Origin of the sequence: Nocardiopsis sp. CNR-923, assembly GCF_001942255.1 — a bacterium.
Lineage (GTDB): Bacteria > Actinomycetota > Actinomycetes > Streptosporangiales > Streptosporangiaceae > Nocardiopsis.
This window is the reverse complement of record NZ_MKKC01000079.1, coordinates 1-16017: the sequence shown is the minus strand read 5'-3', so window position 1 is coordinate 16017 and position 16017 is coordinate 1. Positions and strand designations below refer to the sequence as shown.

The 16017-nt window shown below is 68.5% G+C and carries 16 protein-coding genes and 3 pseudogenes; 15 read left to right on the top strand and 4 right to left on the bottom strand.

Translation table 11 applies throughout. From position 1 onward, the window contains the following. Positions 1-84: 84 nt before the first annotated feature. The 4 genes and pseudogenes from BJF83_RS31060 to BJF83_RS12055 form a co-directional block, all read right to left on the bottom strand. Positions 85-1212, bottom strand: a pseudogene (locus BJF83_RS31060) (amino acid adenylation domain-containing protein); the annotation flags it as partial. A gap of 86 nt (positions 1213-1298) precedes the next feature. Next, positions 1299-2267, bottom strand: a pseudogene (locus BJF83_RS31055) (AMP-binding protein); the annotation flags it as partial. Then, positions 2194-2934 (bottom strand): condensation domain-containing protein, encoded by a 741-nt coding sequence (locus BJF83_RS31050; RefSeq protein ID WP_083678507.1) that lies wholly within the window; start codon positions 2932-2934, stop codon positions 2194-2196. The pseudogene BJF83_RS31055 and the gene BJF83_RS31050, both read right to left, overlap by 74 nt. Before the next feature lie 108 nt (positions 2935-3042). Then, positions 3043-3258, bottom strand: coding sequence for an MbtH family protein (locus BJF83_RS12055; protein ID WP_075926354.1), 216 nt, complete (start codon positions 3256-3258; stop codon positions 3043-3045). 536 nt (positions 3259-3794) lie between these two features. Here BJF83_RS12055 and BJF83_RS12050 point away from each other — a divergent pair. The 15 genes and pseudogenes from BJF83_RS12050 to BJF83_RS11985 form a co-directional block, all read left to right on the top strand. Next, on the top strand, positions 3795-4061 hold the full coding sequence (locus BJF83_RS12050; protein WP_316042263.1) for an acyl carrier protein: 267 nt from the start codon (positions 3795-3797) through the stop codon (positions 4059-4061). Next, a complete protein-coding gene (locus tag BJF83_RS12045) occupies positions 4058-5218 on the top strand; it encodes an acyl-CoA dehydrogenase family protein (RefSeq protein ID WP_075926352.1) in 1161 nt (386 codons plus the stop codon). The genes BJF83_RS12050 and BJF83_RS12045 overlap by 4 nt, the downstream gene beginning before the upstream one ends. After that, entirely contained in the window at positions 5215-6036 is an 822-nt protein-coding gene (locus BJF83_RS12040; RefSeq protein WP_075926351.1) for a hypothetical protein, read from the top strand. The genes BJF83_RS12045 and BJF83_RS12040 overlap by 4 nt, the downstream gene beginning before the upstream one ends. Before the next feature lie 98 nt (positions 6037-6134). Further along, positions 6135-7109 carry a TauD/TfdA family dioxygenase gene (locus BJF83_RS12035; RefSeq protein WP_158070358.1) on the top strand — a complete coding sequence of 325 codons (975 nt, stop codon included), beginning with the start codon at positions 6135-6137 and terminating at the stop codon, positions 7107-7109. Next, positions 7099-8505 (top strand): hypothetical protein, encoded by a 1407-nt coding sequence (locus BJF83_RS12030; RefSeq protein ID WP_075926349.1) that lies wholly within the window; start codon positions 7099-7101, stop codon positions 8503-8505. Before BJF83_RS12035 ends, BJF83_RS12030 begins: the two co-directional genes overlap by 11 nt. A 146-nt stretch (positions 8506-8651) precedes the next feature. Further along, the gene (locus BJF83_RS12025) at positions 8652-10265 is read left to right on the top strand and encodes an asparagine synthetase B (RefSeq protein ID WP_075926348.1); all 1614 of its coding nucleotides are present in this window, start codon (positions 8652-8654) and stop codon (positions 10263-10265) included. Beyond that, complete coding sequence (locus BJF83_RS12020; RefSeq protein WP_083678505.1) at positions 10252-10866, top strand: alpha/beta hydrolase; 615 nt, start codon at positions 10252-10254, stop codon at positions 10864-10866. The genes BJF83_RS12025 and BJF83_RS12020 overlap by 14 nt, the downstream gene beginning before the upstream one ends. A 15-nt stretch (positions 10867-10881) precedes the next feature. Beyond that, positions 10882-11127, top strand: a complete 246-nt coding sequence (locus tag BJF83_RS12015) for an acyl carrier protein (protein WP_075926346.1) — start codon at positions 10882-10884, stop codon at positions 11125-11127. Further along, positions 11124-12197 carry a DUF2332 domain-containing protein gene (locus BJF83_RS12010; RefSeq protein ID WP_075926345.1) on the top strand — a complete coding sequence of 358 codons (1074 nt, stop codon included), beginning with the start codon at positions 11124-11126 and terminating at the stop codon, positions 12195-12197. The genes BJF83_RS12015 and BJF83_RS12010 overlap by 4 nt, the downstream gene beginning before the upstream one ends. Then, positions 12194-12433 (top strand): hypothetical protein, encoded by a 240-nt coding sequence (locus tag BJF83_RS12005; protein ID WP_075926344.1) that lies wholly within the window; start codon positions 12194-12196, stop codon positions 12431-12433. Before BJF83_RS12010 ends, BJF83_RS12005 begins: the two co-directional genes overlap by 4 nt. Further along, positions 12415-13116, top strand: coding sequence for a hypothetical protein (locus tag BJF83_RS12000; RefSeq protein ID WP_075926343.1), 702 nt, complete (start codon positions 12415-12417; stop codon positions 13114-13116). Before BJF83_RS12005 ends, BJF83_RS12000 begins: the two co-directional genes overlap by 19 nt. Beyond that, positions 13103-14575 (top strand): class I adenylate-forming enzyme family protein, encoded by a 1473-nt coding sequence (locus BJF83_RS11995; protein WP_075926342.1) that lies wholly within the window; start codon positions 13103-13105, stop codon positions 14573-14575. Before BJF83_RS12000 ends, BJF83_RS11995 begins: the two co-directional genes overlap by 14 nt. 55 nt (positions 14576-14630) lie before the next feature. Beyond that, positions 14631-15035, top strand: a complete 405-nt coding sequence (locus tag BJF83_RS27895) for a hypothetical protein (RefSeq protein WP_083678503.1) — start codon at positions 14631-14633, stop codon at positions 15033-15035. After that, positions 14987-15142: a hypothetical protein gene (locus BJF83_RS31045; protein WP_394329327.1), complete on the top strand. Its 156-nt coding sequence runs from the start codon at positions 14987-14989 to the stop codon at positions 15140-15142. Before BJF83_RS27895 ends, BJF83_RS31045 begins: the two co-directional genes overlap by 49 nt. After that, positions 15082-15360, top strand: a pseudogene (locus BJF83_RS11985) (phytanoyl-CoA dioxygenase family protein); the annotation flags it as partial. The gene BJF83_RS31045 and the pseudogene BJF83_RS11985, both read left to right, overlap by 61 nt. Between the last annotated feature and the right edge of the window lie 657 nt (positions 15361-16017).

The following is a 16017-nucleotide window of genomic DNA, read 5'->3' as shown; positions in this document are numbered from 1 at the left end:
GGAGAGGGGGGCGGAGTCGGGGGCGCGCTCGTTCCCGGCGAGCGTAGGAGCGGGGAGAGCGCGGTGATCCAGCTTTCCGCTGGTCGTCAGGGGGAGCTCGGGCAGGACGACGAACGCCGCGGGAACCATGTAGCTGGGCAGCCGTTCCGCGAGGTGCTGGCGCAGGGCGGAGATGTCGACCCGGTCATCGCCGACCACGTAGGCCGTCAGCACCGCCTCGTTGGTGTCCCGAGCCTCGGACGGTCGCGGGGCTATCACTGCGGCCCGGGCCACGTCGGGGTGCGCGACCAGCGCGGACTCGATCTCCCCTAGCTCGATGCGGTAGCCGCGGAGCTTGATCTGGCCGTCCGCGCGGCCATCGAAGACGAGTCGGCCGTGTGCGTCCCAGCGGCCGAGATCGCCGGTGCGGTACATCCTGGATCCGGGAGGACCGTACGGGTCGGCCACGAACCGCTCGGCGGTGCGCCCCGGCTGCCCCAGGTAGCCCCTGGCCAGCTGCTTCCCGGCCAGGTAGATCTCGCCCTGGACCCCTGCCGGCAGGGGGGCCATGTTCTGGTCGAGTACGTACACCCGGACGTCACTCAGCGCTCCGCCAATGCGCGGCCGGGGCGCCTCGCCCATCGGACAGGACGTGGCGTACACCGTGCACTCCGTCGGGCCGTAGAAGTTCCACGCCTCGGTGCGGTCGTCGGCGCGCAGCCGTTCCCACAGGGACGGTCCGACCGCCTCGCCGGCCAAGACGAGCCTGGCGGGGGCGAGTCCGGGGGTGTCGAGCAGGCCCGCGCCGATGAGTTGGGCGGCGTGCGTCGGCGTGGCGTCGACGAGGTCGATGCGCTGGTCGAGCAGGTAGTCCGTGTACGCCTCGGGGTCGCGCCGCGTCACCTCCGAGACGACGTGCAGTTCGTGGCCGGTCACCAGGGCGAGCAGTCCCTGCCACGACACGTCGAAGGAGAGGGCGGCCGTCATAGTCGCTCGTACCCGAGGTCGCCCCACCTGCTCGGCGGTGGAGGAGAACACGTGCTGGGAGAGGTGGGCGGCCAGATGGGCGATCTGGCGGTGTTCGATGACGACGCCCTTGGGCTTCCCGGTGGATCCGGAAGTGTGGATGACGTAGGCGGCGTTGCGGCGCCGGAGGGGGGTGGGGCGCTGGTGGTCGTCAGGGGCGTGGTTGGGCTGGTTGGCGAGCTCGGCGAGGGTGTCCTGACCGTCCACAGTGAGGTGGTCGAGGCCCGTGTCCGCGGTGAGCTGGGCGGCGAGGTGCTGGGTGGTGTGTGTGTTGAGGAGGAGTCGGACGCGCAGGAGCGGAGGAGTTCGGCGTTGCGGGTGAGGGGGTGGGCGGGGTCGATGGGGACCAAGACCGCGCCCGCGCACAGCACGGCCAGGAGGGAGGTGATCTGGGTCTGTGAGCGGGGCATCAGGACCGCGACGGGATGCTCGGGTCCGATGCCGCGGTGGATGAGGGAATGGGCGATTCGGAAGACCTGGTCGCCGAGTTCGGCGAAGGTGAGACGGGTTCCGTCGACGACGAGCGCGGTGTCGTGGGGGTGGTCCTCGACCTGTCGGGTGAGCATGTCCGGGATGAGCGCGGGCGTGGTGTGGCGTTCGAGCCCTTCGCCGGTGGTGACCGCCTGTCGAGCTTCGTGTTCGGTGAGCAGGGGAAGGCGGCCCAGCGGGGTGTCGGGTGCGGAGACGGCCGCCGTCAGGAAACGGCCGAAACGTTCTCCGGTGCTCTCGCCCTGGCCGTCCTCCAGGAGGTGCGAGCGCAGGCACAGGGCGCCGATGAGCTGGCCGTCGAGGACACGCGTGCTCAGCTCGATGTCGAACCGTGCCGAGTCCTGCACCGGGTACAGGCGCCTGATCCCGTCCTCGTCCGCATCCTCCACGGAGAAGGAACCGTGGTGCAGGAAGAAGGCATTGACGGGGTCGGAGCCGTGGCCAGTCCGCGTGATGACCTCTCCGTAGGGGAGCTGGTGGCGCAGTCCGTTCAGGAGCTTGGGGGCGAGTGCCCTGATGAGGTCGCTGAAGGAGGTGTCGCGGTCGATGACGCCTCGGAGCGGGAGGGTCTCGACGAAGAATCCGACCACGTCGTCGTACTCCGGCCCTGGGCGGGAGTCGATGGCCACGGCCGTGGTGATGTCCTGTTGTCCACTGTGCCGTGCCAGCCAGGCCTGGAAGGCGGCCCGACCGCACCGGTCATGGACGAACGGCGCCGGAGTGCCAGGAGCTCCAGGGCCCGGGTGCTTTCGGGCGTGAGCTCGAACCGGCAGATCTCGACGGAGTCCGCGTCCCTTTCGGGCCCGGCCTCGTCCGCCGGGAGCGCAAGGGGCTCGACCCCGCGCATCTCCTCCCGCCAGTAGGCCTCCCGGGTCTCGCGGTCCGGACCACCGCCCGGACCGGTCGCGTGAGCGCGGCGAAGGACAGGTAGTCCGCGGATAGCTGGGGGAGGTCCGGCCGCGCACCGCCGGTCTCGTGGCGGTAGAACGCCGTGAGGTCGTGGTGGAGCGTGCGCATCGAGCGACCGTCACCGACCGTGTGATGCAGCGCCAGCACCGCCACGTCGGATCCGTCCCCGCAGCGGATGAGCGCAACGCGCGGTGAAGGGCTGGTGAAGAGCGCGAAGGGGGCCGCCATGATCGACCGCGCGGCCCTTTCCCAGTCGTCGGAGGTGGGTGCGGGAAGCTCTTCGACCGGTACGCGAAAATCCGGGGTCGTCGTCTGGGTGACCGCACCGGAGGGTTCACGCACGAATCGGACGGTGAGGACGGGATGGCGGTCCACGAGCCGTGCCAGGGAGCGGTCCAGCGCCGGTCGGTCCACCCCCTTCTGGAAGAGCACGGGGAGGAAGATGTGGTACGCATCGCTGTCGGGATCGAGCTCATGAAGCCATAGCAGCCGTTCCTGGCCGGGAGACACGGGTGCGTGTGTTCGTGGCATGCAGAACCCTCACCGAAGTATGGCCAGACCCGAGGATCCGCGTTCCTCGGTCCGGCCGGCGCTGATACTGGATCGATCTGGTTTTGCCCCGCGGGCTGGTGGAGGACGTTACTGTTCGCTCTCCATCAGGCGGATCAGGCTACGCGGCCGCAGGTCCTGCCATTGCTCCTCAACGAATGACAGGCAGTCCTCTCTCTTCGCCGGGCCGTAGCCGACGGACCATCCATCCGGGACGTCGATGAACGCTGGCCAGAGGCTGTGCTGATCCTCGTGGTTGACCAGGGCCAGGTACTCCTCGTTGTTGTCTTCGAACGGATTCGTCACTGGTTGGTTCCTCAGAATTAATCCTGATATCCGGGCGGTTGGATATCGCGGGTCGGCAAACACAGGTTCTGTGTAATGCTTGTATTTTCCCGTTTATGGCGAGTTTTATGGTGCTGGCCGGTGAGTCTAGGATATTTTCTCTAGAGAGGTCAAGAAGTCTCGCTGTCCGGATCCGGCCACCGTCTCCACGTCGACGTCGACTGGCTTGCCTGGTCTCCTCGCAATAGGAGTACTGCCTGTCCTGAACTGCTGTTATGAATATCGGTTGGCGGGTGTCGGTCATCGCGGACGGTGGTCCTGTCGATCGTTGTCCCCGCTGAGTTCCTTTCGTGTTCATCCTTGAAGTTACTTATGGGTTGACTTCTCTAAGGGGGTGTGGTTGGGTCGGTTTTCGCCTGCTTGTCGAAGGTGTTATTCGGTTCTGCCAGCGCCTCCCATGGCTCCCTCGGTGTCTCGTGGGACTCGCCAGTTCGAGGTTTCCTGATCCGGTCCGCCTTTGGCATGCGCTTTTCTCCTTTTATTGACATGAGGGGTGGGTGTCCTGTGTGCAAGAACAGATCCGAGTGGTGATGAAGGAATTCGCGAAGCTGTCCGGCATCGCTGACGGAATAGCCGAGGGCGCTGACCTGTGGGAGGCCGGCATGGACTCCTTGACGAGCGTGCAACTTCTGCTTCGGCTGGAGGACTACTTCGGGGTCGAGTTGCCCGACGAGGCCCTGACAAGGGAGACGTTTCGGAGTATCCGCGCCATGACCGAGGTCCTGCGCACCCAGTTGGATCGGGAGGGATCCCACGCCTCATGAACACGACACAGGGGCCGGATACGTCCGCCCAAAGTGTGCCCTGGGAGGAAGCTGTCGGCCGCGCCAGGCGCGTGGCCGCCGGGAAGGCCGTGGAGGTGGATCGGGCGGCCCGTTTCCCGGAGGAGGCCGTCGACGCCCTCCGAGAGGACGGTCTCCTCGGGGCGGTCGTGCCCGTCCGCCTCGGAGGCCGGGGCATGTCCCTGAGGGACCTCACCCGTGCCGCCGAGCTTCTGGCCCGGGGGTGCGGCTCCACGGCGATGGTGTGGGCGATGCACCAGATCCAGTTGGCCTGCCTGGTACGGCACCATCCGGGCGCTCCGCTCCTTCGGCGGGCCGTCGAGGAGCAGTGGCTCATCGCCTCCGTGACCAGTGAGGCGGGTGTGGGCGGCGACCTGCGCCGCAGCGCGGCGGGTGTGGGCCAAGGTGCCACCGGAGAGCTCACCCTCCACAAACAGGGGACGACTGTCTCCTACGGGGAGCACGCCCAGGGTTACCTGGTCACGGCACTCCGCGGGACGGACTCGGACCAGGGGGACCAGGTCGCCGTGCTCGTCTCCCGCGACCAGGTGAAGCTCGTCCGGACCGGCGAGTGGAACACCCTCGGGATGAGGGGCACCTGTAGCCCACCGTTCGACCTGGACATGACCTTCGGCTCCGACCAGCTGCTGCCGGTGCCCTTCGGAGACATCGCGGCCCGCACCATGGTCCCGTTCTCCCACCTCCTGTGGTCCGGTGTCTGGATCGGGCTCGCCGCCGAGGCCCTCCAGCGGGCCTTGAACGTGTCCGTTCGCCGCGGTCGCGCCGGGAGGACCGCGGCCCATCCCTCGATCCCGATCGCACACACCAGGCTGGCCGGGGCCCGCGGTCAACTGGCCGCCGCGATCGCCGCCGCCGAACCCGTCATCGAAGGCGGTTCCGAACCCACGATCGCGCTCGGAGCCGAACTCAACGCATTGAAGGTCGGGGTCTCCGAGACCGTCTGCGAGGTGGTCCGGCTGTCCATGGAGGCCTGCGGCATGGCCGGATTCTCCGAGGACGGCCCCCACTCCGTCGCCCGGATCCTGCGCGATGTGCAGTCGGCCCCGCTCATGATCGGAAACCGTCGGCTGCTCGCGACCAACGCGCAGTTGCTGCTGACTCTTCGAGGTGATCAGTGAACCAGCAGCCATCGACCGCCGTGGCCGGAGCCGCTCCGACCGTCTGGGGAACGGAGCTGACCCCGAGCGCGGACGAGCAGGTCTTGGACCTCCTGCGGTCGGGCATCGCCCACCGTTTCGGGAGGTCGGGCGAGGAACACTACGTCGCCCCGCCAGTGATCGCGAGGGCGACCGTGGAGCGTGCGGGATACCAGTCGTCGTTTCCGCAGCTCCTGGGAAGCGTATACGCCGCTCCGGACGGAGGCGAGCAGGCTCTCACTGACTTGGTGCTGCCGCCGGCCGCCTGCCACCACCTCTACCCGCTCGTGGCGGGCAGCACCCTCACGGAGCCCCTCACACTCAGCCTGGAGGCGAGGTGCTTCCGGGCTGAGAGCACCGGTGAGCCGGGGCGGTTGCGCTCGTTCCGCATGTACGAGGTCGTGCGTCTGGGGCCGGAGCCCGACGTGCAGGCCTGGCGGGACGAGATGCTCGAAGGCGCCGCCGCGTGGTTGACCGATCTCGGACTGTCCGCGGAGACGGTCGCGGCGAACGACCCCTTCTTCGGCCGAACCGGACGTCTCATGGCACGGGTCCAGCGATCACAACAGCTCAAGTGGGAAATCACGGCCGAGGTGGCCGATGACACCGTCCAGGCGGTCGCTTCGGCCAACTTCCACAAGGAGCACTTCGGCGAGGCATTCGAGGTCGCGGACGCGCAGGGCGCTCCGCTGCACAGCGCCTGCCTGGCATTCGGACTGGACCGTCTGCTGCTGGCACTGCGGCACCGGCACGGCTCCGACGTGGTGGAGCGGCTCACCCGAACGGAGGCACACTCATGACACCCGCCGTGGACACGGAAGCCACCTCCTACGCTCCATTGAAGGGCGCGTGGCTCGGTGACCATCTCCGTGACCAGCCACAGCGGTGGCAGGTCACGGTGCCGGAATCCGTTTCCGGGGAACTGCTGACACTGGCCCGGGCCTCGGTGGCGAGGGCGGACCGGTGGGAGCCCCTCGCACCGCCTCCGGAGGTGTCGCCCAAGGTCAGGGCGCTCCTCGCGCGAGTGCGCGACGCTCTCGCCAGGGAACCCGAGTTCGTCCTGCTCAGGGGCTTTCCGATGGATGAGGAACCAGAGGTGGTGGAAACCGCCTACTGGTTGTTGGGCACATTGATCGGGCAACCGGTGTCCCAAACCCGGGACGGCACTTTCCTCACCAGAGTGGAGGACAGGGGAGCCGACATCGCGAGCCCCATCCAGCGTGGACACCGCAGCGCCAGCGCGCTCGCCTTCCATGCCGACCGGACCGACGTGATCGGACTGCTCTGCGTGCGGCCCGCGGAGGAGGGTGGGCAGAGCCAGATCGTGTCCAGCAAGGCCCTGCACAACATCGTTCTGGAGGAGGCCCCCGAGCTTCTGCCGGTCCTGTACGGGACGTTTCCCAACGACCAGAGGGGCGAGGAACAGCCCGGACTGCCCGGCTGGTGCCCGCTTCCCGTGTTCAGCCACACCGAGGGCGACTTCGCCGCGCGTTACGTGCGGCGCTTCATCGAGGACTCCCAGCGCCACCCCGACGCGCCGCGCCTCACCGCCCAGCAACGGGGGGCGATGGACATCCTGGACGAGATCCTCCACCGGCCGGGCGTCGCGTTGCAGATGGACCTCAGGCCGGGGGATCTCCAACTGATCAACAACTTCCAGTTGCTCCACTCCCGCAGCGCTTTCCGAGACCCGGTCGGGGAGGGGAGGGGAAGGTTGCTCCTACGCCTGTGGCTCTCCTTCGAGGCCAGCCCGCACCTGCCTCCGACCTACGGAGAGATCTACGGCGAGACATCCCGAGGCGCCTACCGGGGAGGCGTGTGGCCTCCCGGTGTTCGGATCCACCGAGAGGAACAGGAAGTGCATGGCGAGTAGACGTACGGTCCGGGTCGTGGACGCCACCCTGCGCGAGGGGATGCAGGCGGCGGGCGGCACTTTCTCCGTCGACCAGAGCGTTGACGTGGCCCGTGGACTCATCGAATGCGGCGTCGACGCCATCGAGTGCGGCCATCCCGCCATCGGTCACGAGGAACAACTACGCGTCGCCGCCGTGGCGGAGGTCGCGTCCGGAAGGGTTCCGGTCCTGGCTCACGCGAGGGCGATGAAGGAGGACATAGACGCCGTAGCCAAGACCGGTGCCACGTGGGTGGGCATCTTCCTGGGGATCAACGGGTTCTCACTCGACAGCCGGATGCCCGGGCGCAGCCTGGAGGAGCTCTACGCGAAGATCGAGGGCTCCATCGGGCACGCGCGCAGTCTCGGGCTGAGCGTGCGATTCACGGTGGAGGACAGCAGCCGCACGCAGGGCGACCTGCTGGCCGAGGCCTACGGTCGCGCGATCCGGGCGGGCGCCGAACGTGTCTGCGTCGCCGACACGGTGGGCCTGCTCGAACCCGCGGCCACCGCGGAGATCATCGGAACGCTCAGGCGTCATGAACCGGACGTGGACATCGAGGTCCACCTGCACGACGACCGGGGGTTGGCCATGGCCAACGCTCTGGCGGCCATCGACGCCGGCGTCGACTGGATCTCGACCTCCGTGAACGGGTTGGGGGAGAGGGCGGGCATCGTGGATCTGTCCGCGTTGCTGGCCAACCTCGCCCACCGGGGATCACGTCAGCTCCCGGACGGGCGGCGGCTGCGTGAGCTGAGCCGTCGGGTCGGCGCCTACTCCCGGTCCGCACCGGATGCCCGGCGCCCCGTGATCGGCCGGAACGTCTTCCGCCACGTCTCCAAGCTCCACGTTCGCGCCGTGGAACGCGACCCGAGGACCTACGAGTGGCTCCCCGCGGAGTCGCTCGGAGCACAGCGTGCCCTCGGAGCGGACGAGTTGCCGAGGGACCCGTCCGACTGGATCGTGAAGCCACCGGTGATCTCGGCCGAGGAGCTCCGGCACCACCGTGCCGGTCCCGGTGACCGCTTCGTCCTGGTGGACGACCGGTTCGTTCCGGCGGCCGGCCAGTACTGCATCGCCCGCCGCATCCCCAGGATGGAGGAGTACGGAGCTGGGCACGTGGACGGCCACGTGCACCACTGCGACAGCCTCTTCGTCTTCCTCGGCGCCGACGACGACTACCAGGGACTGTCGGTCGAGGTCAGCCTCGGTGAGGACCGCTTCCCCGTACAGAGCCCCGCGTCGGTCTTCATCCCCGCCGGGGTGAACCACAGCTACCGTGTCGTCGACGGGGCCGGGACCTACCTCAACTACGTTCTGGCCGGTGACTACAACTCCAGCCTGATCGACCAGCCGGTCGCCGAAGGCGGTGGCTGACCGTGTGCGGGGTGGCGGGCGTCTGCCTGAAACCACATGCGCGTGATGTCGAAGCGGCCCGCCTCACCGCGGATCTGCTCGCATGGTTGCGGCACAGGGGGCCGGACGGGTGCGGTGTCATCGACAGGGGGAGAGCCGCCTTGGGGATGGCACGGCTCCGGGTACGGAGCGCCCCCGAGGCATCGGTTCCCTTCACCGACGCCGAAACCGGCGCCGTTCACGCGTTCAACGGGGAGGTCTACCGTGACGGCGCCATGACCCCCGGCGGAGGCCTCGACGAGGCGCGCAGCGCGTGCGAGCCCGAACTGGTGGACGGTATGTACGCGGCGGCCAGCAGCCCCTCCGAGCATGTGCTGAGGCTGGTGCGTGACCCGCTGGGTATCAAGCCCCTGTACGTGCGGGAGACGCCGGTGGGGGTGGCGGTGTCCTCCGAGGTCGTTCCCCTTCTGGGCGCGTTCGGTCCGGCGTCGGTGCGGACCGAGGCGTTTGCGCAGTTCCTACTCACCGGTCGCCGGGTGGTCGACGGCGGGTCGTTCTTCGAGGGGATCAGACCGGTCGCCCCGGGCGAGAGCATGACGCTCGAAGCCGGTGAGATCACCGCCTCGACCCGATCGGTCCCACGGTGCTCGGAGCCGTCCGCGCCCGCCCCGGGCGAGCTGCGCGCGAGGTTCGAGGAGGCGGTCGATCGCGTGCTCCTGTCCGAACGGCCGATCGGTGTGGCACTGAGCGGAGGACTCGACTCCACGATCCTTGCCCGTGTGCTAGCCCGCCGGGGCGTGCGCCACATGCCCACGGTCAGCGTCTGCCCGGAAGGCACGGGAGACGGGGTGCGCTCACTCGGTGAGCTCGGCCTGAATGACGGGGCCGTGGCCACCTGGCGGCACCGCTGGACATCGTTCGGCCCCTCAGACCTGCTGGACGGCCTGCCGTCTGCGGTCAGGGCGTTCGGTGAGCCGGTCGCCATGACGAGTGTGCCGATGTACGCGGCGCTGGCGAAGCTGGCCGGGGCCAGCGGGATCACCGTGCTCCTGGTCGGCGAGGGTGCGGACGAACTGTTCGCCGGATACGACCGCTACGTGCCCCTCTACGCTGGCACTGTCGGTGACCCGGTGGACTTCTACCTCTCGCAGGAGCGGCTGAAGCTGGTGCGGGAGCTGATCGGGTCCGACCTGGCGGAGGCCGCCGCCGACGCCCTGCGGGCCGCCGTGGGACGGTCCGAGGCGGTCGCCGAGCAGCGGCACGGCAGGCGACCCGGCTCCGTGGACGTCGTGCGGGAGTTCGAGTACGAGCACAGCCTCGAACCCCTTCTGCGGAGGACGGACCACCTCCTCATGGCCGAGGGGATCGAGGGGAGGACCCCGTTCCTGCACGCCGGAATCCCGGACCTCGCGAGGCGGTATCCGTCGTCGGCCCTGGTCCGCGGGAACCTGACCAAAGCGGTCCTGCGGGAGGAGTTCGCGGACCTGCTTCCCTCCCACTACCGGAAGATGGCGAAGCAGCCGTTCCGGGCCCCTGTGCATCGCTGGTTCAGCGGTACCGGACTGCCTCGGATGGACAGCGCCCTGGCCGGGACGACGGAGCTGCTGTACCACGGGCTCGGTGTCCTACCCACGGGCGTGCGGACACTGCGTGACCGCCTCGCACAGGGGGACCCCCTCGCCTTCACCATGGCCTTCGGCCTGCTGTGCGCGGCGGAATGGATCTCCTGGCTTGAGGAGTCGCCCACAGCAGAGGAAGAGGCTTCCTATGCCGGACGTTGACCCCGCCTCCGGGGAAGATCGCCGCATGGTCGTGGCGCTGCACGGATACGGCGGCACGGGGGCCGACATGATCCGGTCGCTTTCGGCGGCCCGAGCGGGGAGGCACGACGTGGTCATGGTGGCCCCGGACGGCCCCCACCACCCCGAACTCGCTCCCGAGGGACGCGCCTGGTACCCGATCACGTCGCAGGAGTCGTTGATCGCGCGGTGGTCCCGGGAGCTGGCGCCGGAAGTCGCACGGTACGTGGAGCGGGAGCAGGAGCGGTACCGGATTCCGGCGGAGAGGACCGCACTGGTCGGCTTCTCCCAGGGGGTCTCCGTGGCCACGGCGGTGCTCGCCGGGTTCCGGGTCGCGCGGCGCGCCGTGTTCGCCTGCGGAAGGATCCTGGGCGGTGACCTGATGGAGCGCACCGGGTCCGGCGAGATCGATGTCCTGGTCGTGACGGGTGGGAGCGATCGCTTCGTCCGAGGTGAGGACGTCCGGTCGGACACCGCCCCAGGGCGGGACGGAACGCGGTTCCCCCATGTGGAGGTTCCCGGGCTGGGTCACGAGTTCAACAACGAGGTCGCGCGGCTGTCCATCGAGCACGCGACGCGATGAGAGTGGGGATCGACAATGATTTCTGAAGACAGGTTCCTCGAACTGAGTCAGCAATTCCTTCATGAACGGCTGGGGGACAAGGCGGCCCACGTCGACGCCGACACCGAACTGGTCGAGTCTGGCCTCCTGGACTCGCTGATGGTCCTGGAGTTCTTCTTCTTCCTGGAGAACGTCAGTGGAACGACGGTCAAGCCGGAGGAGGCGACCGTCCAGTCCCTGGCCACTCTGCGCGGTGCCTACCGACTGGTGGTGGCGTCATGAGCCTGACCATCGAACAGGTACTCGCCGGCTGCGAGTGGCAGCGCGATCTGTGCCGTAAGAACGGCGCACCGACCTACGTCGCCCTCATCGACGAGCTGATCGACCGTCTCGGTACGGACAACACGGTCACGGGGCTCCTGACGGAGGACGGTCAGAATCCCATCCAGTCCGCCCTGTGCCTGAGGCTGTTCGGTGCCGTCAACCGGATCGCCATGCGTGAATCCGCGGACTGGATCACCGACCACTACCCCACGCTCGGCGGTGAGTCCGCCCCGGAACGCGTGGTACCGGAGTTCTTCGACTTCCTCCTCGGCAACCTCGACGCCGTCCGGGAACAGATGGGCATCGCCGTGCAGACCAACGAGGTGGGTCGCGCGGCTCCCCTGTCGGCCGCGATGAACTACGTCGCACACGCCACCGGCCGCCCACTCCGCCTGCTCGAAATCGGTGCCAGCGCGGGACTGAACCTGCTCCTGGACCGCTACTTCGTGGCGGGTCCGCGGAGCTCCTGGGGGCCCAGGGACTCGGCACTGCGGTTGGAGGGACACTTCGCCTCGGGGTACCCGGAGGCGGTCGCGTCCCCCGAGGTCGTCGAGCGCCGCGGTTGTGACCTCAACCCGATCGACGTTCACGACCCGGCCACGCCGAACCTGCTGCGCTCGTTCGTCTGGCCGGAGCACGTGGAGCGCGCGCGTCGGCTCGGAGCCGCGCTGGAGGTGGCCAGGTCGGCGCCACGGCTCACGATCGACGCCGCGGACGCCTGCTCATGGGTCTCCGAACACGTTGAGGACTCCGTGTCCGGCCGCACCACGGTGGTCTTCCACTCGATCGTGCTTCCCTACTTCGATCCGGACGAACGCGCCAGGTTCACCAAGCTCATCTGTTCTCGGGGGGAGAGGACCGACGAGGACCGGCCCCTGGCCTGGATCTCATTGGAGCCGAGTGAGGAGGATTCCAGCGTGGTCGACCTGACCTGTGAGATCTGGCCTATGGGCACGAAGGTACTGCTGGCCAGGACGACCCCGCACGGGACCCATGTGCGCTGGGATCCGCAGGATCTTCTGGCATGAGTGCGGTGGTCGGTTCGCTGGCCAGTGCGATCGGCGTACCCACGCCGCTCACGGAGCTCCCCACCGGAGCCATGCCGTCCGAGGTGGCCGGTGAGCTCATGGACCGGGGGCAGAAGCTGTGCCCGGTGACCGATGACGAGATGCCGTTGGTCGAGGCGTCGGTCAACAGATCGCTGGCCGGCGCGGCGTGGACCGCCGGTCGGTGTGCCACGTCCTCGTGGCGACCGAGACGATGACGGTCAGCGGATCACGGGACGCGCACGAGAGGGTTCGCGGCCGGCTCCACAGGACGCTCTCCGGACTGGGCCTCGGCCATGCGCCCGTGACGGCCCTGACCTTCGGTGGGTGCAGCGCCGTGATGACGGCGCTGGAGTACGCCGCACTGCTGGTGGAGAGGGAACCCGGCGGCTGCGTTCTGGTGGTGGCCATCGGCCGGATGCACGCCGGTGACTCCCGGGTGCTCGCTCCCGCCATCTCAGCCATCGGCGACGGCGTCGCCAGCTGCGTCGTCCTGGCGGAGGGCACAGGGTGGCGCGTTCGCTGGATGCTGCGCCGGGCGTTCCTCCAGACGGCGGAGTTCGACCAGGCGGCGGACTTCGGTCCCACGCTGGTCGTGCTGGGGCGTGCGTTGCGCTCGTTGCGCGGGGAAGCCGAGAAGCACGGCCTGCCAGACCGGCCGCGTCTCGTGTGCAACAACTACGGACTGCCGACCGTACGGCTATTCAGCAGCACGTTGGGCGTTCCCGCCGACGACGTTTTCACGGACAACATCTCGATGCTGAGCCATCTGGGCACGCCGGACATCCTCATCAACCTGGCGAGCCTGCCCGAGACCACGACCGACGTCCTCACCCTGGCCACCGGGCCGGCCGACTGTGTCCTGGCATCCTTGGAAAGGACCCGTAGTGACCCTGTTTGACATCTACGAGCGGCTTGCCGAGCGGACACCGGACCACCCGGCGATCAGCTATCACCGGGCGCCCCACGCCGGAACGGTGCTGACCTGGCGGGCCCTGGCGGACCGGAGTCGGGAGATCGCCGACAAACTGGGCCCGGCGGGTGTCGAGGGCGGCGGCCGGTGCGCGGTGGTCATGATCGACCACCCTGACACCGTCCCCACGGTCCTCGCCGTCTGGAGTCTGGGCGCGGTCGTTGTCCCGATCGACAGCCAGTGGGGCACGGACACCAAGCGCTCGGTGCTGGCGCTCAGCGGCGCGGACGTCGTCCTCGACGCCGAACGGGACACGTGCGTTGAGAACTCCGAGGCGAGGGGAGGCGGTCCCGCGCTCCCGCCCGGGACCGCGATGATCAGTTACACCTCCGGGTCCACATCGGATCCCAAGGGAGTGGTCCTGACCCACGGGCAGCTCCTCCACGCCTACGAGTCCGGCGGTCGGGCGTTGAGGGACCTGCTGGGGCACCAGCCGTCCCGCTTCGGGGTGTCGATGCGCATGTCCGGTCTCGGCATTCTCGGTATGAACTACCTGTGGCCTGCGGTTCTGGGGATGTCCGTCGAGGTCCTTCCCGAACTCACCCTTCTGTCGGCGAGCCGGTACTGGACGGAGCTTCGTGCTCACGGTGTCGAGGCCACCTATCTGGTACCCGCCCTGGTGGAACTCCTCAACAGGGTCGCGACCGACGAGGGAGCTGAGGGAGAGGGGAGCCGCGAGACCGTGGTGTGCCTCAGCGGCGGCGCCCCTCTGTCCCCTTCGGCCCACGCCTCCTTCCAGGAGCGGTTCCAGGCGATCCTGCTCAACGTGTATGGACTGACCGAGGCCTCCTTCGCCGCGTTCTTCGGTGACAGGGACGCGTCCGGGCGGGGCACCCTGTCCATCGGGCGGCCCGCCACGGTCGACGCCCGCCTGCGCGGTGCCGACGGTGGCGTCGTCGACGGGCCGGGTGAGGGCGAGCTCGAACTGAGCGGACCGGCCGTGAGCTGCGGCTACCACGACAACCCCTCCGCCACGGAGGAACTCGTCCACGACGGCTGGCTCCGCTCCGGTGATCTGGCGCGGCGTGACGCAGAAGGCCGGTACTGGATCGTGGGGCGGAGGAAGGACGTGGTTCTCAAGGGCGGGTTCACCGTGCACCTGAACGAGGTCGAGGAAGCGGCGGGGCTGCTTCCCGGGGTCCTAGAGAGCGCGGCGGTGCGGCTCGACCTTCCCACCGGTGAGGACATTGGCCTACTGGTCCGTTCCGACTCCGCCTGGGACCGGCTAGTTCCCAGCGCGGTTGTGGCGGCGCTGGAGGAGAAGTTGGGACGTCAGCGGGCTCCGCGTCGTGTGGCCGTCACCGTTGACCCCCTCCCCCGGCTCGGTCAGGAGAAGATCGACAGGCGGGAGGCACTCGCCCTCTGGAGAAGGCTGACGTCGGACTGACCGACCGGTGGAACCCATCACATCTACAGCTCACCCCCACAAAGTGAGGAGTCCCGTGTTCACCGTTGACACCGACAGATTCAGGTCCACCGGTTTTCTGGAGCTCGGCCCCTGTCTCTCTGACGACGACCGTTCCCTGATCCTGCGGCACTTCGACGCCTTGGACGGCAGTGATCGGATCTCCCCCGGCTACCAGGCACAGTACGACGGGGAAGGCGAGACGCGCAGACTGAGGAAACTCCGTCGTCTGCTCTGGAACGACCGCAAGTTCTTCGGCCCGATCATCAACCGGACGGGCGCGCCCGAACTAGCCGAGGCGCTCATCGGCCCGACCGCGGTGGCGATCCTGCACGCGGCCTTCCTCAAGCCCGCGCGCGTGGCACCCATGTCGCCCCCCACCAGGACCAGGCGCTGTGGAACCAGGAGTACCCGGGCGCGTTCAGCATGTGGATGGCCCTGACCCAGGTGTCTCCCGCCAACGGCGGCCTCTACGCCTACCAGGCTCCCACGCCGACGGGGTCATCAAGCACGCCGATGACCCGGACCATCCCTGGCACGAGAGTCTGACGCACGTCGCGGACCAGCTCGGTGAGCGCCACGACTTCATCCTGAAGCCGGGAGAGGCCGCCGTCTGGGACCGCCTGCTCGTGCACGGCAGCGGTCCCAACGAGTCCGACGACGACCGTCGCGGCATGGTGATCGTCTTCGCGGACGGAGCCGTGGAGGGCTTCAACGCACGCGATGTCATGACCCTTGAGGAGATCCGCTCCCTGGCCGACGCGTGAAAACCGGAGTCGGGGATGCACGGAGCCTGGAAGTTCGCGCTCGCGTGAACATCCAGGCTCGCGTGCTCGGGAGGTGCTTGTTCGATTTCCCGAAGGGTCAGGTTCGCAACCATCGACCATCGACCAGGGGCGTCAACCCAGGCCGCGCCGAGAATTTGGTCCTCGGCCTGGCCGCGAGCGACGGAGAACCGGCCCCATACAGATCAGGTGTGTTCTCTGGATCGGGCACGTCTGCCTGACAGTGTCCAGGCCGCCCTGCGGGGGCGTACGCGGGGCGCGACGGCACGACGCGCGGCACACCGCGGCCTCGCTCCTGGTCGAGCAAGGCGTACACCTGCGCACCGTTCAGGAGACCCTCGGGCACGGCACGCCCGGATCACGACGACCGAGCGGTACGCCCACGTAGCGACGCCGCTCGCCGAGGAAGCGGTCGGCCGTAGGGGTGGCGCCCTGTCCGGCTGATCCCCTGAGACAGGGTGAGACGTGACGACGCCCCGTGCGAATGAGGCTAGTGTTGTGATTCATAAGTTCGTTACTTAATTGTGTTGTGGTGCAAAGGGGGGTTGGTCCTGGTCGCCGTGGTGGGATGGGGGCATGGCGAGTGCGGGGCGGCCGAGGGTGCCGATTGTTTTGTCCGATGAGGAACGGGCCGAGCTG

Excerpts from the sequence above, each read along its gene's own strand:
- BJF83_RS31050 (WP_083678507.1), bottom strand. The coding sequence starts at position 2,934 with ATGCCACGAACACACGCACCCGTGTCTCCCGGCCAGGAACGGCTGCTA.
- BJF83_RS12045 (WP_075926352.1), top strand. The coding sequence starts at position 4,058 with ATGAACACGACACAGGGGCCGGATACGTCCGCCCAAAGTGTGCCCTGG.
- BJF83_RS12030 (WP_075926349.1), top strand. The coding sequence starts at position 7,099 with ATGGCGAGTAGACGTACGGTCCGGGTCGTGGACGCCACCCTGCGCGAG.
- BJF83_RS12025 (WP_075926348.1), top strand. The coding sequence starts at position 8,652 with ATGGCACGGCTCCGGGTACGGAGCGCCCCCGAGGCATCGGTTCCCTTC.
- BJF83_RS12020 (WP_083678505.1), top strand. The coding sequence starts at position 10,252 with ATGCCGGACGTTGACCCCGCCTCCGGGGAAGATCGCCGCATGGTCGTG.
- BJF83_RS12015 (WP_075926346.1), top strand. The coding sequence starts at position 10,882 with ATGATTTCTGAAGACAGGTTCCTCGAACTGAGTCAGCAATTCCTTCAT.
- BJF83_RS12010 (WP_075926345.1), top strand. The coding sequence starts at position 11,124 with ATGAGCCTGACCATCGAACAGGTACTCGCCGGCTGCGAGTGGCAGCGC.
- BJF83_RS12005 (WP_075926344.1), top strand. The coding sequence starts at position 12,194 with ATGAGTGCGGTGGTCGGTTCGCTGGCCAGTGCGATCGGCGTACCCACG.